At 41.2% G+C, this 19,796-nt stretch carries 19 protein-coding genes and 2 pseudogenes; 8 read left to right on the forward strand and 13 right to left on the reverse strand.

Features of this window, described 5'->3' with window-relative positions; genetic code table 11:
• Window positions 1-60: 60 nt before the first annotated feature.
• The 7 genes from fabF to yceD form a co-directional block, all read right to left on the reverse strand.
• Entirely contained in the window at window positions 61-1,299 is a 1,239-nt protein-coding gene (gene fabF / locus HHO47_RS01505) for a beta-ketoacyl-ACP synthase II (protein WP_169018195.1), read from the reverse strand.
• A gap of 118 nt (window positions 1,300-1,417) precedes the next feature.
• Window positions 1,418-1,654: an acyl carrier protein gene (acpP, locus tag HHO47_RS01510; RefSeq protein ID WP_016707440.1), complete on the reverse strand. Its 237-nt coding sequence runs from the start codon at window positions 1,652-1,654 to the stop codon at window positions 1,418-1,420.
• A 240-nt stretch (window positions 1,655-1,894) separates the two neighbouring features.
• Window positions 1,895-2,641: a 3-oxoacyl-ACP reductase FabG gene (gene fabG, locus HHO47_RS01515; protein WP_169018197.1), complete on the reverse strand. Its 747-nt coding sequence runs from the start codon at window positions 2,639-2,641 to the stop codon at window positions 1,895-1,897.
• Between the two features lie 12 nt (window positions 2,642-2,653).
• Complete coding sequence (fabD, locus tag HHO47_RS01520) at window positions 2,654-3,580, reverse strand: ACP S-malonyltransferase (protein WP_169018199.1); 927 nt, start codon at window positions 3,578-3,580, stop codon at window positions 2,654-2,656.
• A gap of 59 nt (window positions 3,581-3,639) precedes the next feature.
• A complete protein-coding gene (gene plsX / locus HHO47_RS01525; RefSeq protein ID WP_169018201.1) occupies window positions 3,640-4,683 on the reverse strand; it encodes a phosphate acyltransferase PlsX in 1,044 nt (347 codons plus the stop codon).
• Window positions 4,684-4,695: 12 nt separating this feature from the next.
• Entirely contained in the window at window positions 4,696-4,866 is a 171-nt protein-coding gene (gene rpmF / locus HHO47_RS01530) for a 50S ribosomal protein L32 (protein ID WP_002962381.1), read from the reverse strand.
• Window positions 4,867-4,875: 9 nt separating this feature from the next.
• Window positions 4,876-5,400 carry a 23S rRNA accumulation protein YceD gene (gene yceD, locus HHO47_RS01535; protein ID WP_169018203.1) on the reverse strand — a complete coding sequence of 175 codons (525 nt, stop codon included), beginning with the start codon at window positions 5,398-5,400 and terminating at the stop codon, window positions 4,876-4,878.
• Window positions 5,401-5,542: 142 nt separating this feature from the next.
• Here yceD and HHO47_RS01540 point away from each other — a divergent pair, with 142 nt between their 5' ends.
• Complete coding sequence (locus HHO47_RS01540; RefSeq protein WP_169018205.1) at window positions 5,543-6,145, forward strand: Maf family protein; 603 nt, start codon at window positions 5,543-5,545, stop codon at window positions 6,143-6,145.
• Window positions 6,146-6,162: 17 nt separating this feature from the next.
• On the opposite strand, the pseudogene HHO47_RS01545 reads toward HHO47_RS01540, so the two are convergent.
• Both HHO47_RS01545 and rluC read right to left on the reverse strand, forming a co-directional pair.
• Window positions 6,163-6,342 (reverse strand): annotated as a pseudogene (locus HHO47_RS01545) (HAD family hydrolase); the annotation flags it as partial.
• Between the two features lie 19 nt (window positions 6,343-6,361).
• Window positions 6,362-7,321: a 23S rRNA pseudouridine(955/2504/2580) synthase RluC gene (rluC, locus tag HHO47_RS01550; RefSeq protein ID WP_169018207.1), complete on the reverse strand. Its 960-nt coding sequence runs from the start codon at window positions 7,319-7,321 to the stop codon at window positions 6,362-6,364.
• Window positions 7,322-7,943: 622 nt separating this feature from the next.
• On the opposite strand from rluC, the gene rne reads away from it, so the two are divergent.
• Entirely contained in the window at window positions 7,944-11,111 is a 3,168-nt protein-coding gene (gene rne, locus HHO47_RS01555) for a ribonuclease E (protein WP_169018209.1), read from the forward strand.
• Between the two features lie 127 nt (window positions 11,112-11,238).
• Here rne and HHO47_RS01560 read toward each other — a convergent pair whose 3' ends face one another.
• From HHO47_RS01560 to yejK, 4 genes are all read right to left on the reverse strand, one after another.
• Window positions 11,239-11,637, reverse strand: coding sequence for a GFA family protein (locus tag HHO47_RS01560; RefSeq protein ID WP_169018211.1), 399 nt, complete (start codon window positions 11,635-11,637; stop codon window positions 11,239-11,241).
• A gap of 367 nt (window positions 11,638-12,004) precedes the next feature.
• On the reverse strand, window positions 12,005-12,346 hold the full coding sequence (locus tag HHO47_RS01565) for a hypothetical protein (protein WP_169018213.1): 342 nt from the start codon (window positions 12,344-12,346) through the stop codon (window positions 12,005-12,007).
• Window positions 12,347-12,411: 65 nt separating this feature from the next.
• Window positions 12,412-12,669: a hypothetical protein gene (locus HHO47_RS01570; protein WP_169018215.1), complete on the reverse strand. Its 258-nt coding sequence runs from the start codon at window positions 12,667-12,669 to the stop codon at window positions 12,412-12,414.
• Window positions 12,670-13,135: 466 nt separating this feature from the next.
• Complete coding sequence (gene yejK / locus HHO47_RS01575; RefSeq protein WP_169018217.1) at window positions 13,136-14,149, reverse strand: nucleoid-associated protein YejK; 1,014 nt, start codon at window positions 14,147-14,149, stop codon at window positions 13,136-13,138.
• A 62-nt stretch (window positions 14,150-14,211) separates the two neighbouring features.
• Here yejK and HHO47_RS01580 point away from each other — a divergent pair, with 62 nt between their 5' ends.
• From HHO47_RS01580 to HHO47_RS01605, 6 genes and pseudogenes are all read left to right on the forward strand, one after another.
• Entirely contained in the window at window positions 14,212-14,424 is a 213-nt protein-coding gene (locus HHO47_RS01580) for a DUF1414 domain-containing protein (protein ID WP_016707302.1), read from the forward strand.
• A gap of 5 nt (window positions 14,425-14,429) precedes the next feature.
• Window positions 14,430-15,926, forward strand: a complete 1,497-nt coding sequence (locus HHO47_RS01585) for a DUF3413 domain-containing protein (RefSeq protein WP_169018219.1) — start codon at window positions 14,430-14,432, stop codon at window positions 15,924-15,926.
• A gap of 75 nt (window positions 15,927-16,001) precedes the next feature.
• Window positions 16,002-16,478, forward strand: a complete 477-nt coding sequence (locus tag HHO47_RS01590) for a DUF4124 domain-containing protein (RefSeq protein ID WP_169018221.1) — start codon at window positions 16,002-16,004, stop codon at window positions 16,476-16,478.
• Window positions 16,479-16,560: 82 nt separating this feature from the next.
• Window positions 16,561-18,279: a bifunctional isocitrate dehydrogenase kinase/phosphatase gene (aceK, locus tag HHO47_RS01595; RefSeq protein ID WP_169018222.1), complete on the forward strand. Its 1,719-nt coding sequence runs from the start codon at window positions 16,561-16,563 to the stop codon at window positions 18,277-18,279.
• Between the two features lie 15 nt (window positions 18,280-18,294).
• Complete coding sequence (locus HHO47_RS01600) at window positions 18,295-19,233, forward strand: LysR family transcriptional regulator (protein WP_169018224.1); 939 nt, start codon at window positions 18,295-18,297, stop codon at window positions 19,231-19,233.
• A 168-nt stretch (window positions 19,234-19,401) separates the two neighbouring features.
• Window positions 19,402-19,656 (forward strand): annotated as a pseudogene (locus tag HHO47_RS01605) (DUF2383 domain-containing protein); the annotation flags it as partial.
• Between the last annotated feature and the right edge of the window lie 140 nt (window positions 19,657-19,796).

The following is a 19,796-nucleotide window of genomic DNA, read 5'->3' on the forward strand; positions in this document are numbered from 1 at the left end:
TGTGCATATAAAAAAGCCCAGTAACAACTGGGCTCTTATTTTGTCTCGTTGTTAAAAAGATTATACCTTTTTAAATACCAACGAGCCATTAGTACCACCAAAACCAAATGAGTTACATAATGCGTAATAAAGTTTCGCGTCACGAGCGGTGTGTGGAACGTAGTCCAGATCACAGCCTTCATCAGGGTTATCAAGGTTAATTGTTGGTGTTACTTTTTGATCTTGTAACGACAAAATCGTGATGATTGATTCAACAGACCCTGCTGCACCGAGTAAATGACCCATCATAGATTTTGATGAACTTACCATTACATCTTTAGCTGAATCACCAAAAATGGTTTTAACCGCTGACGTTTCGGCTTTGTCGCCCGCATGAGTAGACGTACCGTGGGCGTTAATGTAGCCAACTTGCTCTGCATTTACTTGCGCATCGTTTAATGCGTTTTCCATAGCTAGTGCTGCACCCGCGCCGTCTTCTGGTGGTGAGGTCATGTGGTACGCATCACCACTCATACCAAAACCAACCAACTCAGAGTAAATTTTAGCGCCACGTGCCTTAGCGTGCTCATATTCTTCAAGTACGATAACACCTGCGCCGTCTGAAAGTACAAAACCATCACGGTCTTTATCCCAAGGACGCGATGCCGCTTGCGGATCATCGTTACGGGTCGATAACGCACGTGCAGCGTTAAACCCACCCATACCGATTGGCGTTGAGGCTTTCTCTGCACCACCAGCAACCATGGCATCAGCATCACCATAAGCTATCATGCGCGCAGCGTGACCAATGTTGTGCAAACCGGTTGTACAGGCTGTCACGATAGAGATATTTGGACCACGTAGACCGTGCATAATCGATAAATGACCCGAGATCATATTGATGATGGTCGACGGCACGTAAAAAGGAGAAAGCTTACGTGGGCCACTGTTTAATAATTTTATGTGGTTTTCTTCAATAAGCGTTAAACCACCAATGCCCGAACCCACAGCAACACCAACGCGGGCTGCGTTTTGCTCCGTAATTTCAAGACCCGAATCTTGTAGTGCTTGTACACCCGCTGCAATGCCATATTGGATAAACAAATCCATTTTTTTAGCATCTTTTGCCGGCATATAGGCTGACGCATCAAAATCGTTCAGCAAACCAGCGAACTTGGTGCCAAAACTAGATGTATCAAAATGAGTGATAGTTTGGATACCACTTTTGCCATTTAACAAGTTTTGCCACGTTGACTCAACATCGTTACCTAGCGGTGTCAACATTCCTAAGCCAGTTACGACTACTCGACGTTTAGCCACGGTTTGCCTCCAATATGGGAATTATTATTTTGCTGGTGGGTATTAATACCCAAATGCGTGGAAATACAGGGTATAGATAGATTAAGGGCAGCGAATGCTGCCCTTAATATGCGATTGATTACTCAGCGTGAGCCGTTACGTAATCGATTGCAGCTTGTACTGTCGTGATCTTTTCAGCTTCTTCATCTGGGATCTCAGTATCGAACTCTTCTTCAAGAGCCATTACTAATTCAACAGTATCAAGTGAATCTGCGCCTAAGTCATCAACGAAAGAAGCTTCATGCTTTACTTCTTCTTCTTTAACACCTAGTTGCTCAATGATGATTTTCTTTACGCGTTCTTGGATGTCGCTCATTCTTCTTTCCTTTATTAAAAACGCCAATGCGTTATTTTCAGATTGCGGCGTAGTTTACGGCGCATAATTCTGTGATTCAAGGATTTGCTGATAATTTTTTATCTGGTCAAACCTCTTGACGGTTATTTGTGTCTTTTATCGCTTATTTGCAGCACGAACTCAAGTATGTTTAAAGCAAGTTAACAAAAAATTCAACATTTTTCGACAAGCCGACTAAAAACAAAATAGCAACAAAGTTCCTTACACCATGTACATCGCACCATTTACGTGTAAAGTTTCGCCTGAAACATACGCTGCTGCATCAGATGCTAAATAACATACTGCGGCTGCAATCTCGTCAGGTTGGCCTAAACGTCCAGCTGGTACGTTAGCAAGCGTAGCTGCTTTTTGCTCATCAGTTAAGCTGTCGGTCATATCGGTTTGAATAAAACCAGGTGCAATTACGTTAACCGTAATACCACGAGAAGCAACTTCACGCGCTAACGACTTAGAAAAACCAATGACACCCGCTTTAGCCGCTGCGTAGTTAGCTTGGCCTGCATTACCCATTGTACCAACAACTGAACCTATATTGATAATTCGACCGTTTTTCTTTTTCATCATCGGGCGTAACACTGCTTTAGATAAACGAAAAATAGAGCTCAAGTTAGTATCAATAATATCGTCCCACTCTGCATCTTTCATGCGCATAAGTAAGTTATCGCGGGTAATACCTGCATTATTGACTAATACGTCAATATCGCCTAAATCTGCTTTTATCGCAGCAAGTGTCGCCTCGATCGATGCAGGATCAGTTACATTTAACGCATAACCTTTACCATGCTCGCCTAAGTATTCGCTGATATTTGCAGCACCAGACTCGCTGGTTGCAGTACCCGCTACTTTAGCACCTTGTGCAACTAATGTAGTAGCGATTGCTTTACCAATACCGCGGCTAGCGCCTGTAATTAGGACAACTTTGCCCTCTAACGAAAATAAATTTGCCATTTTTTCCTACTCTTATTTTGCTTCGTCAATGGCAGTTTGGCTATTCACCGAACCACATACCATTGCTTTATCAATGCGTTTAGCAAGACTCGTTAACACCTTTCCAGGGCCAAACTCGTAGCTTTGGGTAATGCCCTGCGCTACCAATGCTTGTACTGTTTCTGTCCATCGTACTGGACTGTATAGTTGCCGTACTAATGCATCTTTAATGACATCCGCTGAACTTGCAGCTGTTACATCAACATTATTAATTACATCACACTTAGGTGTATTAAATGTTAAAGCAGCTAAATCTTTTGCTAATTTTTCTGCCGCTGGTTTCATTAGCTCACAATGCGACGGTACGCTTACCGATAAAGGCAATGCACGTTTTGCACCGGCTTCTTTACACGCTTCTGATGCTCTGTCTACTGCGGCTTTATGACCTGCAATCACAACTTGACCCGGTGAATTGTAGTTTACTGGCGCAACCACTTCACCTTGTGCTGATGCCACACATGCGGCTTTAATTTCGTCATCACCAAGACCTATGATCGCAGCCATTGAACCCACACCTGCAGGCACGGCTTCTTGCATGTATAAACCACGGTTTTCAACCAATTTTACAGCTTCGCCTAAGCTCAACACATCGGCACATACCAGCGCTGAGTATTCACCTAAACTGTGGCCTGCCATCGTTACGTTTGCATCTGGATTTGCAGCAAGCCATTGGCGGTAAATCGCCACTGATGCTGCTAATAATGCAGGTTGTGTACGATGAGTTTGATTTAATTCTTGTTCTGGGCCATTAAGTACTAATGCAGCCAAATCATAACCAAGTGCCGCTGATGCTTCCGCGAACGTCGCTTTAACAATATCAGATTGCTCTAAAAGTTCACTTAACATACCCACAGATTGTGAGCCTTGACCCGGAAAAACAAGTGCAATTTTTTGTGCCATACTTTGCTCTTTTAATTAAACAAATAAATAAATATTTAAGTACACACCTGACAAAGTAATTAATCATCAGTTGCGACTTTTTTAGTTGAATGTGTTTGCTCGAAGATAGCGGCTATTTTTTCAGGAAGTTGACGTTCCACTTCTCTGGCAGCTTCATCGATTGCAGCATAAAATGCTTTAGGAGATGCATTTCCATGACTTTTTACGACAATACCGCGCAATCCTACCAGAGAAGCACCGTTATACTGGTCGGGGTTCACTCTTTTGTAGAGTTTTTTTATTACTGGGCGCAGCATAAAAGCCAAGCACTTATAGAAAAAATGTTTACGCAGCGCTTTTGTTAACTTAAACATAATGAGCTTAGCAATCCCTTCACAGGTTTTCAAAGCTACATTACCAACAAAACCTTCACAAACGATCACATCTGATTTTCCAGTAAAAATATCACTACCTTCGCTGTAACCCGTATAATTAAGGTAGCTACATTGTTGCATCAGTTGTGCAGCTTGTTTGATATCTTCATGGCCTTTAATGTCTTCTGAGCCAATATTTAATAAGCTTACTTTCGGGTTATCACAGCCCAGTGCTTGTTCGGCCACCACAGATCCCATAATGCCAAATTGATATAAAGTTTGCGCATCACAATGCACGTTAGCACCTAAATCAAGTAAGTAAACCGGGTTTTTTCGCTCAGTTGGCACAGCCGAGATCAATGCAGGACGTTTTACGCCTGGCAACATTTTCAGCACATAGTGAGCCATAAATAATAATGCACCGGTATTACCGGAACTAACGCACGCTTGTGCCTCACCTGATTTAACTAAATCAAGGGCAACGCGCATTGAAGAATCTTTTTTAGATCGCACAGCAGAAGACGGTTCACAGCTATTGGTAACTACTTGACTACAATGGCGAATTATTAAACGGGGATGAGATAGAGAATCGAGTGACTCGAGTTCTTTAGATATTACTTGTTCATTACCACATAAGATTAATCTTAGGTTGGCATTTGCATTTACCGCGTTAACGGCTGCGGGGATAGATGAACGGGGGCCATAATCGCCCCCCATCATATCTAACGCAATTGTTAGATTGGTCAGCATAAAAGCAATCTCTTATTTAGAAATTACTTGAACGCCTTTGTAGTAACCATCTGCAGTCACATGGTGACGACGATGAGTCTCACCAGATGTTTGGTCTACAGTTAAAGTTGGACCACTGATCGCATCGTGTGAACGGCGCATGCCGCGTCTTGCACGAGACTTTTTGCTTTTTTGTACAGCCATAGTCTTCTCCTAAGAATCTTTCTTAAGTTGTTTCAAAATATCAAATGGATTTGGTTTATCATCTTCCGCTTTTAAAACACCAAAGCTGGCAGGCTTTGCTGAATAACTGCATGAAGCTTCGTTGTGGGTAGCAACTAATGGCACGGCTAAGATTAGTTCGTCTTCGATTAAATCAAACACGTTAACTTCACCATTTTCATCAAGCGCTACTTCATCGTAGTCTTCTGGAAGATCATCTGACTCTGTATCCTCACCGACTGGTGAATAAACAAAGTCTTGAACCAAATCCAACCCTAAATCACCATTACAACGTTGACAAGTGACAGTAACATGTGTGGACAAATTACCGCTAATCACAGCGAAACCTTGGTCATCGTTTTTGCAATGAATTTTTACCGCTATTTCACCTACTTCTTCCTGTACAACTTCCCTTAAACGGGTAAGTTTTTCAAGCGGTACAATGCCGTCATACATTAAACGGTGTTGCGCTGCCTTGCCTGGATGAAGAGTGATGGGAATTTTCACCTTTTGCATAGGGGCTGCATCATATAGATAGTTACTTGGTTAGTCAAAGTAAAAAACCTTTTTTAGGTGGTTTTTCGCGATTCATTTCTTGGTTTTGCCAACGGATCTGATTTATCCTAACTCAATCTGATTTTCATTAGGAAAACAATCCATGCAGCACCCGCTTATTTTAGCCTCAAGTTCACCCTTTCGTCAGTCTTTATTGCAAAAATTTAATCTGCCGTTTGACAGTTTTTCACCTGATATAGACGAAACCGCACTCCCTGAAGAAACACCTACACAGCTTGTAAAGCGCTTAAGTGAACTAAAAGCGCGTGCTGCTGTGCAACATTATACACAAGATACACAAGGTTTAGTTATTGGCTCTGATCAAGTTGCCGTATTTGAGCAACAAATCTTAGGTAAACCGCATAATAAAGAAAATGCCATTAAGCAACTGAGTTTATTTAGCGGTAATACTGTCACATTTTTAACCGGCTTATGTGTCTATGATATCCAAAATAATAAAACAAAAACCCTTGTTGAGCCATTTAACGTAACGTTTAGAACACTCTCATTGGCGCAAATAAGTGCCTATTGCGACGCAGAGCAACCTTACAGTTGCGCTGGCAGTTTTAAAAGTGAAGGCCTGGGTATTTGTTTATTTGAAAAACTCAGCGGCGATGACCCAAACAGCTTGGTTGGTTTACCACTGATCAAACTCAGTCAATTATTGACCGAGTTTGGTGTTGATGTATTAAGTAATCAAGACTAACTATTTATTATTACGGCTTAAAGTAAACACGCAGCGAGTTGCTGATATGAATCAACTGTCGCAATCGGTGTGAATTCGTTGAGCTGCTGGGCGTTATGCACTCCCATAGTTACGCCTAAGCGGTCAATATTGGCCGCTTTCGCCATTGCCATATCAATTTTTGTATCACCAATCATCAGCGCATCATCATGGCTAATATTGCTAATTTATAGGGTTTCACGATTTAGCAGCGCGTAATGTTTTAATACAATTAACCAAGGCTTTATCCAGTGGTGCTGCAACACGCATCGTAGTTTCATTTTTTGGATGATAAAAACTCAAATCGTGCGCATGTAAAAATAATCGCCCTAACCCCATTTTACGCATCGCAGCATCAAACGCTTGGTTACCGTATTTATCATCGCACGCAATCGCATGCCCACGGCACTGAGTGTGAACACGAATTTGGTGAGTACGCCCTGTCACTGGGGATGCCTGCACCAGTGAGCATTCATCAAAACGTTCCAGCACTTTAAAGCGAGTATGAGATGGCTTACCTTCGGTGTTATTAACACGAACAACACGCTCACCCGATTGCAAGGTGTTCTTCAACAGCCCTTCGGTAACGTTTTTATCTTTTGAATCCCATTGCCCGTCAACTAATGCCCAGTAATTTTTTTCCATGGTTTTCTCACGTAACTGTTCATGCAAGCTGGTCAATACTGAACGACGTTTCGAAATTAACAAACAGCCTGATGTATCACGGTCTAAACGATGTACAAGCTCTAAACTGCGCTCATCTGGGCGCAATACGCGTAATGCTTCAATTAAGCCATAGCTTAATCCACTGCCGCCATGCACAGCCATACCTGATGGTTTATTAATGACGATAAGATATTTATCTTCAAATAAAATAGCCTCTTCAAGTTTAGTCACTACATCGAGGTTTTTAGGCACAAACTCTTCACGTTCAGCTATTTGTATTGGCGGAATACGAACGATGTCATCGAGTTGTAATTTATACACAGGTTTGATGCGCTTTTTATTAACCCGCACCTCACCTTTACGAAGAATTCGATACACAGCGCTTTTAGGCACCCCTTTTAAATGAGTAATAAGAAAGTTATCAATCCGTTGACCTAAATGGTCTTCGGTAATCGTGACGAAAGATACTTGTAAGCCGGTTTTTTCTGACATTGCCTAATCACTGATTTAAGTAAAATAATTTTAGTTGCTAACACAGTTATAATAATGGGATAATCACCGACGCAAATATATATTTGCAAATAACAACGGTGCTTTTTAACACATTAAAACATTCGTGATGCACATTCTGGGTAATTGATCATACAGATCCGAGATAAGTTTTCCAAAGCTTTTATATATAGCCAGTTTACACGTGCGTTCAATTAACTCCGATGCGTGTAATATATCGCCAGTTAAGTTTGAGCATGAAGTGTTATTAAATGTTGATGAAAAAAGCAATTTGAACAGATAATTTGTCTGATCGTGACGGCGTACGATACGCCGTTCAGCAGATGTACTGTAAAATACCTAAGTTAATTTAATAAATGGTCGACTCTGGACAGAACTCAAATACGTCACTGTAAAAACAGCCGATAGTTTTGCCACCATAATAGAATTTAATAACGTGACAACACGTTATTGTCAGCCAGCACCATAAAGATACTTAAAATATAAATACAGTACCAAGCTCCCCACAGATCCAGTCGTGAGACTGTACAAAAAGAAGCGATGGAGCAACTGAACAGGCGAAAAGTTTCGTCATGTCAGAGACATAACACAGTAGAGTAACAATATGAAACGTATGCTAATCAATGCGACGCAGCAAGAAGAAATGCGCGTAGCACTGGTTGATGGCCAGCGCCTGTATGATTTAGATATCGAAAGCCCGGGTCACGAACAAAAAAAAGCCAATATTTATAAAGGCAAAATCACTCGTATAGAACCGTCATTAGAAGCCGCCTTTGTTGATTACGGCGCTGATCGTCACGGATTCCTGCCTTTAAAAGAAATCGCCCGTACTTACTTCCCGCAAGGCTATACTTTCCATGGTCGTCCGAATATTCGTGACGTGATCAAAGAAGGTCAAGAAGTTATTATCCAAGTAGACAAAGAAGAACGCGGTCAAAAAGGCGCAGCTCTCACCACCTTTATTAGTGTTGCAGGCAGCTACCTAGTTTTAATGCCTAATAACCCTCGTGCTGGTGGCATCTCTCGTCGTATTGAAGGGGATGAGCGTACTGAACTTAAAGAAGCATTAAGCCGTTTAGAGCTGCCCAAAGGTATGGGTTTAATCGTGCGTACCGCAGGTGTTGGTAAGTCATTTGAAGAACTAAACGACGATTTAAAAGCGCTGTTAGTCCACTGGGATGCCATTCAAAAAGCATCCGACAGTGGTAAAGCACCGTTTTTGATTCACCAAGAAAGTAACGTGATTTTCCGCGCTATCCGCGATTATTTACGCCGTGATATCGGTGAAATTCTCATTGATAAGCCTCGCGTATTTGAAGAAGCAAAAGCGCACATTGAGCGTTTTCGTCCTGACTTCATGAGCCGAGTAAAACTTTACCAAGGTGAAGTACCGCTGTTCACGCATTATCAAATCGAAAGCCAAATTGAGTCAGCGTTTCAACGCGAAGTTCGCTTGCCTTCTGGTGGTTCAATTGTTATTGACCCAACTGAAGCACTTACTTCTATCGATATCAACTCATCTAAAGCTACTAAAGGCGGCGATATCGAAGAAACAGCGCTTAATACCAACTTAGAAGCAGCAGATGAAATTGCCCGCCAATTACGCTTACGCGACTTAGGTGGCTTAATTGTTATCGACTTCATCGACATGACACCACCGCGTCACCAACGTGAAGTAGAAAACCGCTTAAAAGATGCTGTTCGCCCAGATCGTGCCCGTGTACAAATTGGTAAAATTTCGCGTTTTGGTTTACTTGAAATGTCGCGTCAGCGCCTACGCCCTTCACTTGGTGAAGCGAGCCAAGGCCCATGCCCACGTTGTAGTGGTCAAGGAACTATTCGTTCAAACGAGTCAATTGCGTTGTCAATCCTACGTTTAATCGAAGAAGAAGCGATTAAAGACAATACCTCTCAAGTTAACGCCCAAGTCCCCGTTGCAGTGGCCTCTTACTTGTTAAATGAGCAACGCCGTAGCGTACACCGTATTGAAAAACGTCACAGCTGTGATGTGGTGATCATTCCTAATAAACATATGGACACACCACACTACGAAGTGATGCGTTTACGTAAAGATGAAACCATTGAAGCGGCAAGCTACGAGCAAATTACAGCGCCAGAGCCTGAAGTGTATGAAACATCAAAAACACCAACGGTTGCAGTACGTGAAGAGCCAGTGTTAAAAGGCGTTGTTATGCCATCAACACCAGCATCACAACAAGCTCAAGCAGCCCCAGCGCCACAAAGTGCTGCAGCACAACCGCAAGTAAGTTTGTTCACTGCTATTGGTAATTGGTTTAAGGCTTTATTTGCAACATCTGCTGAGCAAACAGATAGTAAAGAACAGCCACAAAAACCAGCGAGTGAACCTCGTAATAATCAACGTCGTAACAATGACGGTGATACACGTCGTCGTAATAACCAACGTCGTCGTAACAATAATTCACGCACTAAACCACAAAACGAGCGTACCGAGCGTGTAGCTGAAGAAAAACCAGCAGCTACGACAAACAACGAGCAACAGGAAAGAAACGAGAATCGCAATAAGCGTCGTCGTAATCCTAACTCTCGTAAACGTAACGACACTCGTAACGATGACAGCAAGGTTGTAGCAGAGAAAACAGAAGCAAAAGCTGATGTTAAAAACACTGCAACAGCTAAAGATGTCGCCGTTGAAGCAACTGAGCAAAAGCCGAAAGTACGTCGCCAACGCCGTAACTTACGTAAAAAAGTTCGTTTGCAAGATGAAAACGCACAAGCAGTTGCAACTAATAATGACGCTGAACAGCAAGCGACTCCAGTTGTTGAGGAAAAACCAGCTAAGCCAGTTGTAGCAAAACAGGAAGAAGTGAAAGCCCCTGTTGAGACTACTTCAGTTGAAGCTACAGCTGCTGAAACAACGGTTACTGAAGCATCTGAGCAAAAAGCTGAACAGACGGCACCAAGCGAACAAGAAACAGTAACATCGACTGATGAAGAGCAAGGCCAAACGCGAACACGTTCACGCCGCTCTCCACGTCATTTACGTGCTGCTGGACAACGCCGTCGTCGCCCTGAGGGTGAAGAAGCTACGCCAACACAAGGTACACAACCGCCAGCATTTATTCCAGTTGCCGATCAAGCCGCTGCTGAATATGAAGCTGAGTTAAAGGCCAAGCAAGATAAGCAAGCTGCAGAAGTAGTTGAAGAAAAACCTGCCGTTGCTGAATCAGCTCCAGAAGTGGTTAAACAAGCATCTGTTGCTGCTGAATCAGCTCCAGAAGTGGTTGAACAAGTGCCTGCTGCTGCTGAACTAACTGAAGAAGTGGTTGAACAAGCGCCAGTTGCAGCTGAAGTAACTGAAGAAGTGGTTGAGCAAGCACCTGTTGCTGCTGAAGCAACTGAAGAAGTGGTTGAACAAGCGCCTGTTGCTGCTGAAGCAACTGAAGAAGTGGTTGAACAAGCGCCTGTTGCTGCTGAAGCAACTGAAGAAGTGGTTGAACAAGCGCCAGTTGCTGAACCAACTCCAGAAGTAGTTGTTGAGGAAGCACCAATGGCAGAGACTAAGCCTACTGCAAAACCTGTAGCGCACACTAAAACAGTGATCACTTCAGGTAAAGCAAGTGCACCTATGGCACAACCAACTACCGTTGCAGATAGCGACGTTACCCACACACCAAAAGCGATGGCACACGACCAACGTGAAGCTATTCCTGATAGCGGTCTACGTGCAGGTTCTATCAAACCAGCAGGTCGCGCAAGCGCCGCAATGACTAAAACTATGAGTGTTGATTAACACCTTTGGTTTAGCTTAAAAGCACAGTAAAAAGCCGCGTTAATGAAAATTAACGCGGCTTTTTGTTTCTCAAATTTTCTTTAATTAAGTATTATAGCGGCCAAGCTTTTGCGCTATTTCACCTAAACTAATCACATGTTTTTAAGTGGTCAATTCGCCACCACTTAGGCAACTTCGAAATATAAGAATGAGATTGTGGCGCCAAGCCTTGGCGATTTGGAGAATCAAAAGTTCCAAGCGCAATTGCTACTGTCGGTTTATCGTCAATCGCGCCGATTGTACTTCCACATTGAGAACAAAAAGCCCTGCTCGAGTACTCAGATGAGCGCCACACAGTTGGCAAGCCACCTGGGCCTGTCCACTCTATTTGATCGTTTGAAAGCTCAACCCACACCTGCGTTAGAGAGCCTGAATGACGTTGGCATTGTTTACACGAGCAGGTATGTGAAGCCAGCTTTGTAGCAGTAACAAGGTAGCGGATATCGCCACACAAACACCCACCTTCAAAAACCTTTGGCTGTTTCATTATAATCTCCCTTTAAATTCAGTTTTATCAACGCATACTACGTTGAATCCATTACAAATAACCTTAGCACACGCTACAGGGTTTGATTGCGCTATAAAATGTCCGCCTTCAATCTCAATCTGGGTAAAGCTGGAACATATTGACGCTAAGTACTTCACCGCACTAGCGCTTACCAGTAAATCTCTGCTTGGGCGAATATAAGTCACTGGGCAATCTAACTCGCACTGTTGTTTTGAAAGGCCAGCTATGTTTAATAACCTTAATTTCAGTTTACGTTTATTCGCTGCTTGCAACGAAGTAAATACGGGATAAACCAATACTCGGCCCCCTATTAAACTAAACCCAAATAAATAAAGTAACTTGTTACTTAAAAAGTTTGATGACAATAAACTAACGGGTAAAAATCCTGCCAATTTAGATAATAAAGAAGGCGCTGAGATAAAACTGGCCAAAAATACGATGCCTCGAACACGACTGCCAAGTAGCTTATAAATTCATAAGCCACTCGCCCAGAATAAGACTCCGCGACAATATAAATATCAGTATCTTTAAAACGCTTCGCAAGCTCTGCACCTTGCTCAGCATAAGTTACGCCTTTAAGTAATTCATATGAAATTACTTCTGTATCGAGGTTTTCAGGCAAGTTTTCTGTCACTTTTTCGAACAGAAGGCCAGTTCCATCAAGGCCAGGAAGTAGTAAGATTTTCATAGGCAAATTTGCTACTTTTTTAGAAAGCGATTATCTGCGAACTTTAGTAATTCGCCATACTTCATTTAATCACCTGTTCCAGTGAAATTTGTACTTTTGCTAGCACCGCCACCAAAGGACTTAGATGAGCTAATAAGCGGATCTTGAGTACGGTGAAATAGCCATAATCCTATTGCCGCGATTAATGGTATTAACCAAACCAGTGCTATTTGAGCTCCCTTTTGAAATCGCTCTAAATCGTTCCTTTTAGCTAAGAACACAGAAACAGCTAAATTTATTAAAATTACAATTGCTAAAGTGATGTACCAATAAGTGAATTCCACTTAAATCTCCTTTGTTTCTTGGCTGAATTAAAGCCAAAGTTACCAATTCTTGAATACCGCTTGCCAGTACCTGCTATTTATTACTCAACATCATAACCATTAACCTTGATAAAGCTTAGCTTAGCAAACACTTACCGGTGCAAAAAACAACAAAACAACAATCCAAATTTCACTTCTTCTCCTTAAAGAGTGACGAAACTGTAGATAAACTCGGTTTAAAATTAACTTTTATTATTGAACCATAGTCAAGTTCCTATTTTGGTTCAATTATTTTTTGTATTGAAAGCTAGAGTAATATTCTTATGCGCAGCGGTTTTATTAAACAACTTAATTAATTTTATATCGACTGTAACTATGCTGGTACACACCAAAAACAAAAAAGCGCGGTGTAAACACCACGCTTTCAACTCACTCAAATCTGCTTAAAACTTATCGCTTATGGCTTCTTAAAGCTAAAACTGACGTATTAGTCATCACTTTCCATAAACCGTTGTAGCTGATCTTTAAGGTTTGGTGGTATCCCTTTAATAACCAAGGTATCAGTGGCTTCATTGTAGGTTACGCGCTCACCTAAGTGTTTACGTTCAAAGCTGATGCTCACGCCGCCGCCAAGGCCGGAGAATTTAACCATGCTGGTGACGGTTTTTTTATCTACTGGGAATGACTCTTCTAGGTCATAGCTTTGCTCTTTGCAAAAGCTTTCAAACGGGTTGTCGTCACCCTTAGTAAGTGTTTGCGATAATTCGCTAACGTTGGCATCTTCACCAGTGGTAACACAATCATTACAGTAATCAAATACTTGTTTACGTAGGTCGTCTTTTTCAGATTTATCGAATTGTTGCTCTGATAAATAATCTTCCACAGCATTAAGCATCACTTGGCTTTGCTGTTTTGGATCGATACCTTCTTCACAACCTAAAAAGTCTAAGAAGAAATCGGCAACTTTGCGCCCTGCTCGGCCTTTAATAAAGGAGATATAACGATTGTCTTCTGCTTGAGTGTCCCACGCAGTTAAATCAATCCGTGCGGCTAGTTGCATGCGGGAAATATCTAAATGGCGTGACGAGGCTAAATCAAGCTCAGAGGTAATTGAGTAATGCTCTTTGATGTTGATCATTGCAATCAGCATATAATCAGTTGCTACATATTGATAATGACAAAATACTAAATAGCCAGTTTCGTTAAACGCGTACTTATCAAGTTCCTCTTTAAGTACTGCTGAAGCTTGCTCTGTCATGCGCCAAAAGCCAAGCTCGCTATTGCGGTAACTTTGCATGGCTGATGCAACTATTGAGTTTTTATCGCCACTAAAAGCACAGTACCCTTTACCGGGTTTGCCGTTGTATGCGTGATGAAGTTGTTCGATGAATACAGCGACTTTATCATTCACTGCCATTTCATCATTGCGCAAATGAATTTGCGTATCGTCGTCTTTTTTGTCTACATAATGAACGACTAACTTTTTAACATCTATTGCCATCTTTGTTTTTCACGCCTCTGGTGTTAAAATATGAGAATATAACTCTTTTATTGAACCAACTGATGCCAATCTTATCAAAATATTCTAATGATGAAGTAGAACAAATCGTCGATCAGCTCATTGATGTGTTAACTAAGCACAATGCGCCGGTTGATTTAAGCCTTATGTGTTTAGGAAATTCTATCACGCATATCTTAAAAGAGCATGTACCTACAGGGAAAAGACAAGCAGTTGCTGACAATTTTGCCAAAGCACTTGCGCAATCGGTTAAATAGACTTTATGAATTTATCGCAGCACAATCAGTTTTCGTCTAAAGCGAGTCAATTATTAAGTTGGGGGCATTTGTTTACGTTTGCCAATATCGGCTTAGTGTTACTTATCAGTTTAAGTTATTTGTTTGCTGACTCTCCTCCAACTAGCTTTATGGGTATGCTTTATATGCTAGTAACGTGGCTTAGCCACACTAGTTTTATTACCTTTATTGCCTTTGTGCTGACGGTTTTTCCGCTTAGTTTGATATTTCCTTATCCGCGTCACATCCGCGGTATGGCAGCAATATTTGCCACCTGTGGTGCATCTCTACTGACGCTTGATGCCTATGTGTATTTTAATTTAGGCTACCACTTAAATAGCTCCGCGTTACCAGAAATAATCACCTTGTTATGGCATCGTTTAACTAGTTCTCCAGCACTGACAACCCTGCTAGCTGGCGGAATTGTGATGCTTATTTTTGCATTTCAATTATTCGCAAGTAACTATACATGGCATCATTTAGCTCGCTTAAAACAATATAAATTTGCTCGTTACGCCAGTTCATTGTTATTGGTGTGTTTTGCGATGAGCCACAGTATTCATATTTGGGCTGATGCAAATTTGAAGTTTGATATTACTAAGCAAGACAATGTTTTACCCTTGTCATACCCAACAACAGCTAAAAGCTTGTTGGCTAAAAACGATTTACTGGATATTGAAAGTTACGAACAAGCACATAACGTAAAGCTTAATACACAAAATGTAGATTATACGGCTCCAACTCCAATTGCTCGCTGTGAAGACTTTACACCTGCGACAGTCGATATTTTAGTATTTAGCTCTGCATCTGCGTTAACTAATTTTGCTAAACGGCACAAATATTTAAATAAAACCGAGCAGCTTTTACAACCTGTTCATCATCAAGATGCACTATTTAGCTTGATTTACGGTTTACCTGCTTACTACAAACCAGCCTTAATGACAGAACAAACATTGCCAGTGTGGCAAAGTAATCGCCGTAGTATTAATGTCAGTGGCTTTGACGATTTTAGCTATATCAATAGTACAGCAGCAGATGGTGCAGCAATTCGTATCATTAACGCCGATGAAAGCACCGAGCTTCGCGAGGGAGTCAATCAAGTGTTCGCTTTTAGCTTAGCCGAGGTTGCTCACAGTATTGTAAGTGCTTCACCTTTATACAGCACGGATAGCAAAGTAACCCGTACTGAAGGCTTGATCCAGCCAAGCGATTTAATCGCCACAAGCGTTGGCCAATATTTAAATTGTGCTGATATCGCAAAGCAAAGTATGCTAGGCGTTAATCTGTATAACAAAAAAGGCGATATGGGCGTTAATTATTCACAAGGCGTATTTATTGCCTATAAGAAAGACCGCATTACATTAATTGATTCTGATGGTAATTATAAAAATATCTCTGCTGCCCAAGGCTTTTCAATAGAGCAAGGTTTGGATATTCCGTTTTTAGCACAAAGTATTAAAAAGTTAAAAACCTTTACCGAATAACGAGCACTGGCGATTTACCCAAGTTAGGTTATAGTTTTATATTTGATTATGCCCTAACTAGGGAAGGCTAGTGTAATGAAACTGTGTACTCTTTTCGTTATTTTTATTAGTTTACTATTCGTTACTGATCCGGCGGTCTGCGCCGATCAATATTACAAGTGCGTAACCGACAGTGGCACTATTTTTAGCCAATTTCCCTGTGACGGACAGGCAACGCAACATAAAATAGCAGTGTCGCCTAACGTCACCCCGGCCAATATCAATCATGTTAAAACGCTTAACTCCCTTGAGCGTGAACAAATTATTCGTAATCTCAACGCTGAGATCCGCAGCGTTAAATATAAACTCGCCATTTTGAGTCGTGACCGTGATCGCGCTGAATACCAGCAACTGCAACGGCTAAATCGTTTAATGAGCGATGACGATAAAAAAAAGCTTAGCAAAGAGATAAAAAAGCAGCTAAAAGTGATCAATAAAACGTTTGCTAAAAACACCAAAAAAACGAACAAACAGCTCTCCGCACTCGAAAAAAAACTGAAACGTTATGAATAAACTATTGGGTTTTACCAATATTTAGCATACTCTTAACAAGGGTAGAGCATATACTCTACAAGTAATTTTGGAGTACCCGTTCATGCAACCACAAAATATCGCCGAGCTAATTTTAAATGGCTTTAAAAAGCATTATAAATTATTTCAGCAGATCACCGCACAAGCACCTCTGGCATTTGCCAATAAAAACTGGACAAAGATGCACGACATTAGTCGCTTGCGGATCACTTATTACGATGATCGGGTTAACGAAACCACCCAACAACTACAAAATCAGCAATTAGCCAATCAACTGGATGAGTCATTCTGGCTGCAAACAAAACAAATCTACCAACACTTTTTAACGTTTCATCCGCAAGCCGAGTTAGCCGAAACATTTTATAACTCGGTATTTTGCCGCTTATTTCACCGACGTTATTTTAATAATGATTTTATTTTTGTAAAAGCCACCTTGGCAGATGCACCCGCTTTACCGATTGAAGCTGAGTATCGTAGTTACTTTCCAGTCGTCGATGGATTAAAACCAACCATCCGAAAAATAATTAATCAATTTGATTTTAAAGCCAATTTTGTTAATTTAGAGCGCGATATACGACTTTTAGTAAAAGCATTTTATAAACAAGCCCCTGACACTCATCACCGGGCATGGCAAATGCGCTTTGACATATTGCAAACACCGTTTTATCGCAACAAAGCAGCCTATATTGTCGGTCGTGTGGTATCACAAAGTGGTGTGCAACCTTTTATTATTGCGGTGTTACATCATCAAGAGCAGGGTCTGTATCTTGATGCTTTACTGACTAACTCATCGCAAATGCGAGTTATTTTTGGCTTTGCCCGCGCTTATTTTATGGTTGAAACCCACGCTCCTTCGGCATTAGTTCGGTTTTTAAACCAACTAATGCCCAACAAAACCTTAGCAGAACTTTATAATGCTATTGGCTTTCATAAACAAGGGAAAACCGAGTTTTATCGCGAGTTTTTAACCCATTTACAACGCTCAGGTGATGATTTTGTGATTGCCCCTGGCACACCGGGCATGGTGATGATGGTATTTACCCTACCTTCATTTGATTATGTATTTAAAATAATTAAAGATAAATTTGGTGAAAGTAAACCATTTGGTCGCGATACCGTACTCAAACGCTACCAATTAGTTAAAAGCCATGACCGCGTTGGTCGTATGGCAGATACCATAGAGTATTCTAACGTCGTATTCCCTGTTGCGCGTTTTAACGCTACATTGCTTACACAGCTTAAACAGACCATAGGTTCATCAATGATCATTGAAGGCGACTTATTGATCATCAAACATATGTATATTGAACGACGCATGACGCCACTGAATTTATATTTAGAAAAAGTCAATACTGAAGATGCTGCTGTTGCTATTGCGGAGTACGGTCAAGCACTCAAGGAAATGATCGCTGTTAATATTTTCCCAGGCGATATGTTACTTAAAAACTTTGGGGTCAGTAAACACAAACGCATTATTTTTTATGATTATGATGAAGTGCAATATTTAACAGATATGAACTTTAGGGCACTGCCTAAAGCAAAAAGTTATGATGACTACTTAACCAATGAGCAAAGTTACTCTGTGGCACCACAAGATGTATTTCCAGAGCAGTTATGCACGTTTGTAATGCCGAACCCGCAATACAAAGCGGTTTTCAGACAAACACATCCAGAACTACTAGATGTCGCATTTTGGCAACAAGCGCAACGAAATATAAAAGCAGAGGTCGTTAACCATATCTACCCTTATCCAGCTGCGCAGCGTTTTATCCATCAATGGTAGACGAAAGGACACACAATGAATATCAGTAAAATAGATTTAAACTTACTCGTTTATCTCGACACCTTATTACGCGAATGTAATGTTACTCGCGCCGCAAATCAGCTGAGCATTACACAGCCAGCCATGAGTAATGGTTTAAAACGTTTGCGTAACCTGTTTAACGATCCGATTTTGGTGCGCACCAGTGATGGTATGGTGCCCACTGAACGAGCGATTGAATTGCAGCCGGTGATCCGTGGCATCTTAATGACATTAGAAGAAACACTTGCACCAAACCGTGAATTTGAAGCCAGCCAAAGCAAACGGGTATTTCGGATTATGGCCAGTGATTATGCTGCCAGCACCTTAGCACCTAAGTTACTGAGCAAGTTACACGATGAAGCGCCCGATACCACGCTTGATATTCTCACTCCAAGTGATGTTACTTTTCATGATGTAGAAAACGGTAAAGTCGATATGGCAATAAACCGTTTCGAAAACCTACCGCAGTCGTTTCACCACAAACGTATTTGGAAAGATAGCTTTTGTTGTTTAGTAAAAGCTGACAACCCGATCATTGAAAATTTTAGCCTAGATAGTTATTTAAAAGCTCGGCATATTTGGGTAAGTAAAACTGGGTTTGGTGTCGGGGTTGGTATGGATCCTAAAGACGTCCAAAAACTTGGCTGGGTTGATGAAGCGCTCGCCCACTTTGGTAAACACCGAAATATTGCCACATTCACCCGTAATTACCACGTTGCAATACATCTAGCGAAAGAGAAGAACCTGATTGCGACACTCCCTTCAAAAGCCGCGAATATTTATGTAGATGATCCGGGTTTAAAAATTCTGGAGCCCCCCTTTCCTATTCCGCCATTTGAATTAGACATGATCTGGAGTCCGTTACTGCACCGTGATGCAAGCCATGTATGGCTAAGGAAAAAAGTTGCTGAAGTGGCTGATGAATTAAAGTAACACTCTTACAAAAGCCCTGTAAAATTTGCTTATTGGTATTTTCAAATAAGCAAACATCAACTTAAAAAGTGTTAATAATCATAACGTTAAAATAATTCAAAAATGGAATAACGATTGCTTTAAGTTACTTGAACTTTTATATTCATTTAACTTAAAGAGGTCACTATTATGAATACCCATCAAGAAAACAAAGTAAATCATATCACTGACATTATCCAAGTAATGAACAGCAGCATCGACTTTTATGAAAAGGCGCAAGAAAAAGTACAAGATCCAGCCATTGGCGCATTATTCCAGCGTATGATAGACGCACGTAAAGTCAGCGTTGAAAACCTACAGCCTTACGCTATTAATGAGCAAGGTGAACGAGAAGACGGCTCATCTTTTGCCGTTGAAGCTCGCCGCGCTTATACATCTGTTGTTCCGCACCCCTAATTTGAATTAAACTCGCTCATTAAATAGCCACTTGATTTGCTTTTGTAAATAAAAGCTTGACGCAGAACCCTAGGTTTGATCTATTACTCTCTTTTGAGAGCCTAATTTTATGCCTGTTCCTTCTTCTA

This window comes from Pseudoalteromonas arctica, assembly GCF_012927645.1.
In the GTDB taxonomy this organism is placed as follows: domain Bacteria; phylum Pseudomonadota; class Gammaproteobacteria; order Enterobacterales; family Alteromonadaceae; genus Pseudoalteromonas; species Pseudoalteromonas arctica_A.

Coding starts and splice junctions, on each gene's coding strand:
- fabG (WP_169018197.1), bottom strand. CDS start 2,641: ATGGCAAATTTATTTTCGTTAGAGGGCAAAGTTGTCCTAATTACAGGC.
- acpP (WP_016707440.1), bottom strand. CDS start 1,654: ATGAGCGACATCCAAGAACGCGTAAAGAAAATCATCATTGAGCAACTA.
- rluC (WP_169018207.1), bottom strand. CDS start 7,321: ATGTCAGAAAAAACCGGCTTACAAGTATCTTTCGTCACGATTACCGAA.
- yejK (WP_169018217.1), bottom strand. CDS start 14,149: ATGGCAATAGATGTTAAAAAGTTAGTCGTTCATTATGTAGACAAAAAA.
- HHO47_RS01580 (WP_016707302.1), top strand. CDS start 14,212: ATGCCAATCTTATCAAAATATTCTAATGATGAAGTAGAACAAATCGTC.
- HHO47_RS01600 (WP_169018224.1), top strand. CDS start 18,295: ATGAATATCAGTAAAATAGATTTAAACTTACTCGTTTATCTCGACACC.
- aceK (WP_169018222.1), top strand. CDS start 16,561: ATGCAACCACAAAATATCGCCGAGCTAATTTTAAATGGCTTTAAAAAG.
- rpmF (WP_002962381.1), bottom strand. CDS start 4,866: ATGGCTGTACAAAAAAGCAAAAAGTCTCGTGCAAGACGCGGCATGCGC.
- fabD (WP_169018199.1), bottom strand. CDS start 3,580: ATGGCACAAAAAATTGCACTTGTTTTTCCGGGTCAAGGCTCACAATCT.
- plsX (WP_169018201.1), bottom strand. CDS start 4,683: ATGCTGACCAATCTAACAATTGCGTTAGATATGATGGGGGGCGATTAT.
- rne (WP_169018209.1), top strand. CDS start 7,944: ATGAAACGTATGCTAATCAATGCGACGCAGCAAGAAGAAATGCGCGTA.
- HHO47_RS01585 (WP_169018219.1), top strand. CDS start 14,430: ATGAATTTATCGCAGCACAATCAGTTTTCGTCTAAAGCGAGTCAATTA.
- HHO47_RS01565 (WP_169018213.1), bottom strand. CDS start 12,346: ATGAAAATCTTACTACTTCCTGGCCTTGATGGAACTGGCCTTCTGTTC.
- HHO47_RS01540 (WP_169018205.1), top strand. CDS start 5,543: ATGCAGCACCCGCTTATTTTAGCCTCAAGTTCACCCTTTCGTCAGTCT.
- yceD (WP_169018203.1), bottom strand. CDS start 5,400: ATGCAAAAGGTGAAAATTCCCATCACTCTTCATCCAGGCAAGGCAGCG.
- HHO47_RS01590 (WP_169018221.1), top strand. CDS start 16,002: ATGAAACTGTGTACTCTTTTCGTTATTTTTATTAGTTTACTATTCGTT.
- HHO47_RS01560 (WP_169018211.1), bottom strand. CDS start 11,637: ATGAAACAGCCAAAGGTTTTTGAAGGTGGGTGTTTGTGTGGCGATATC.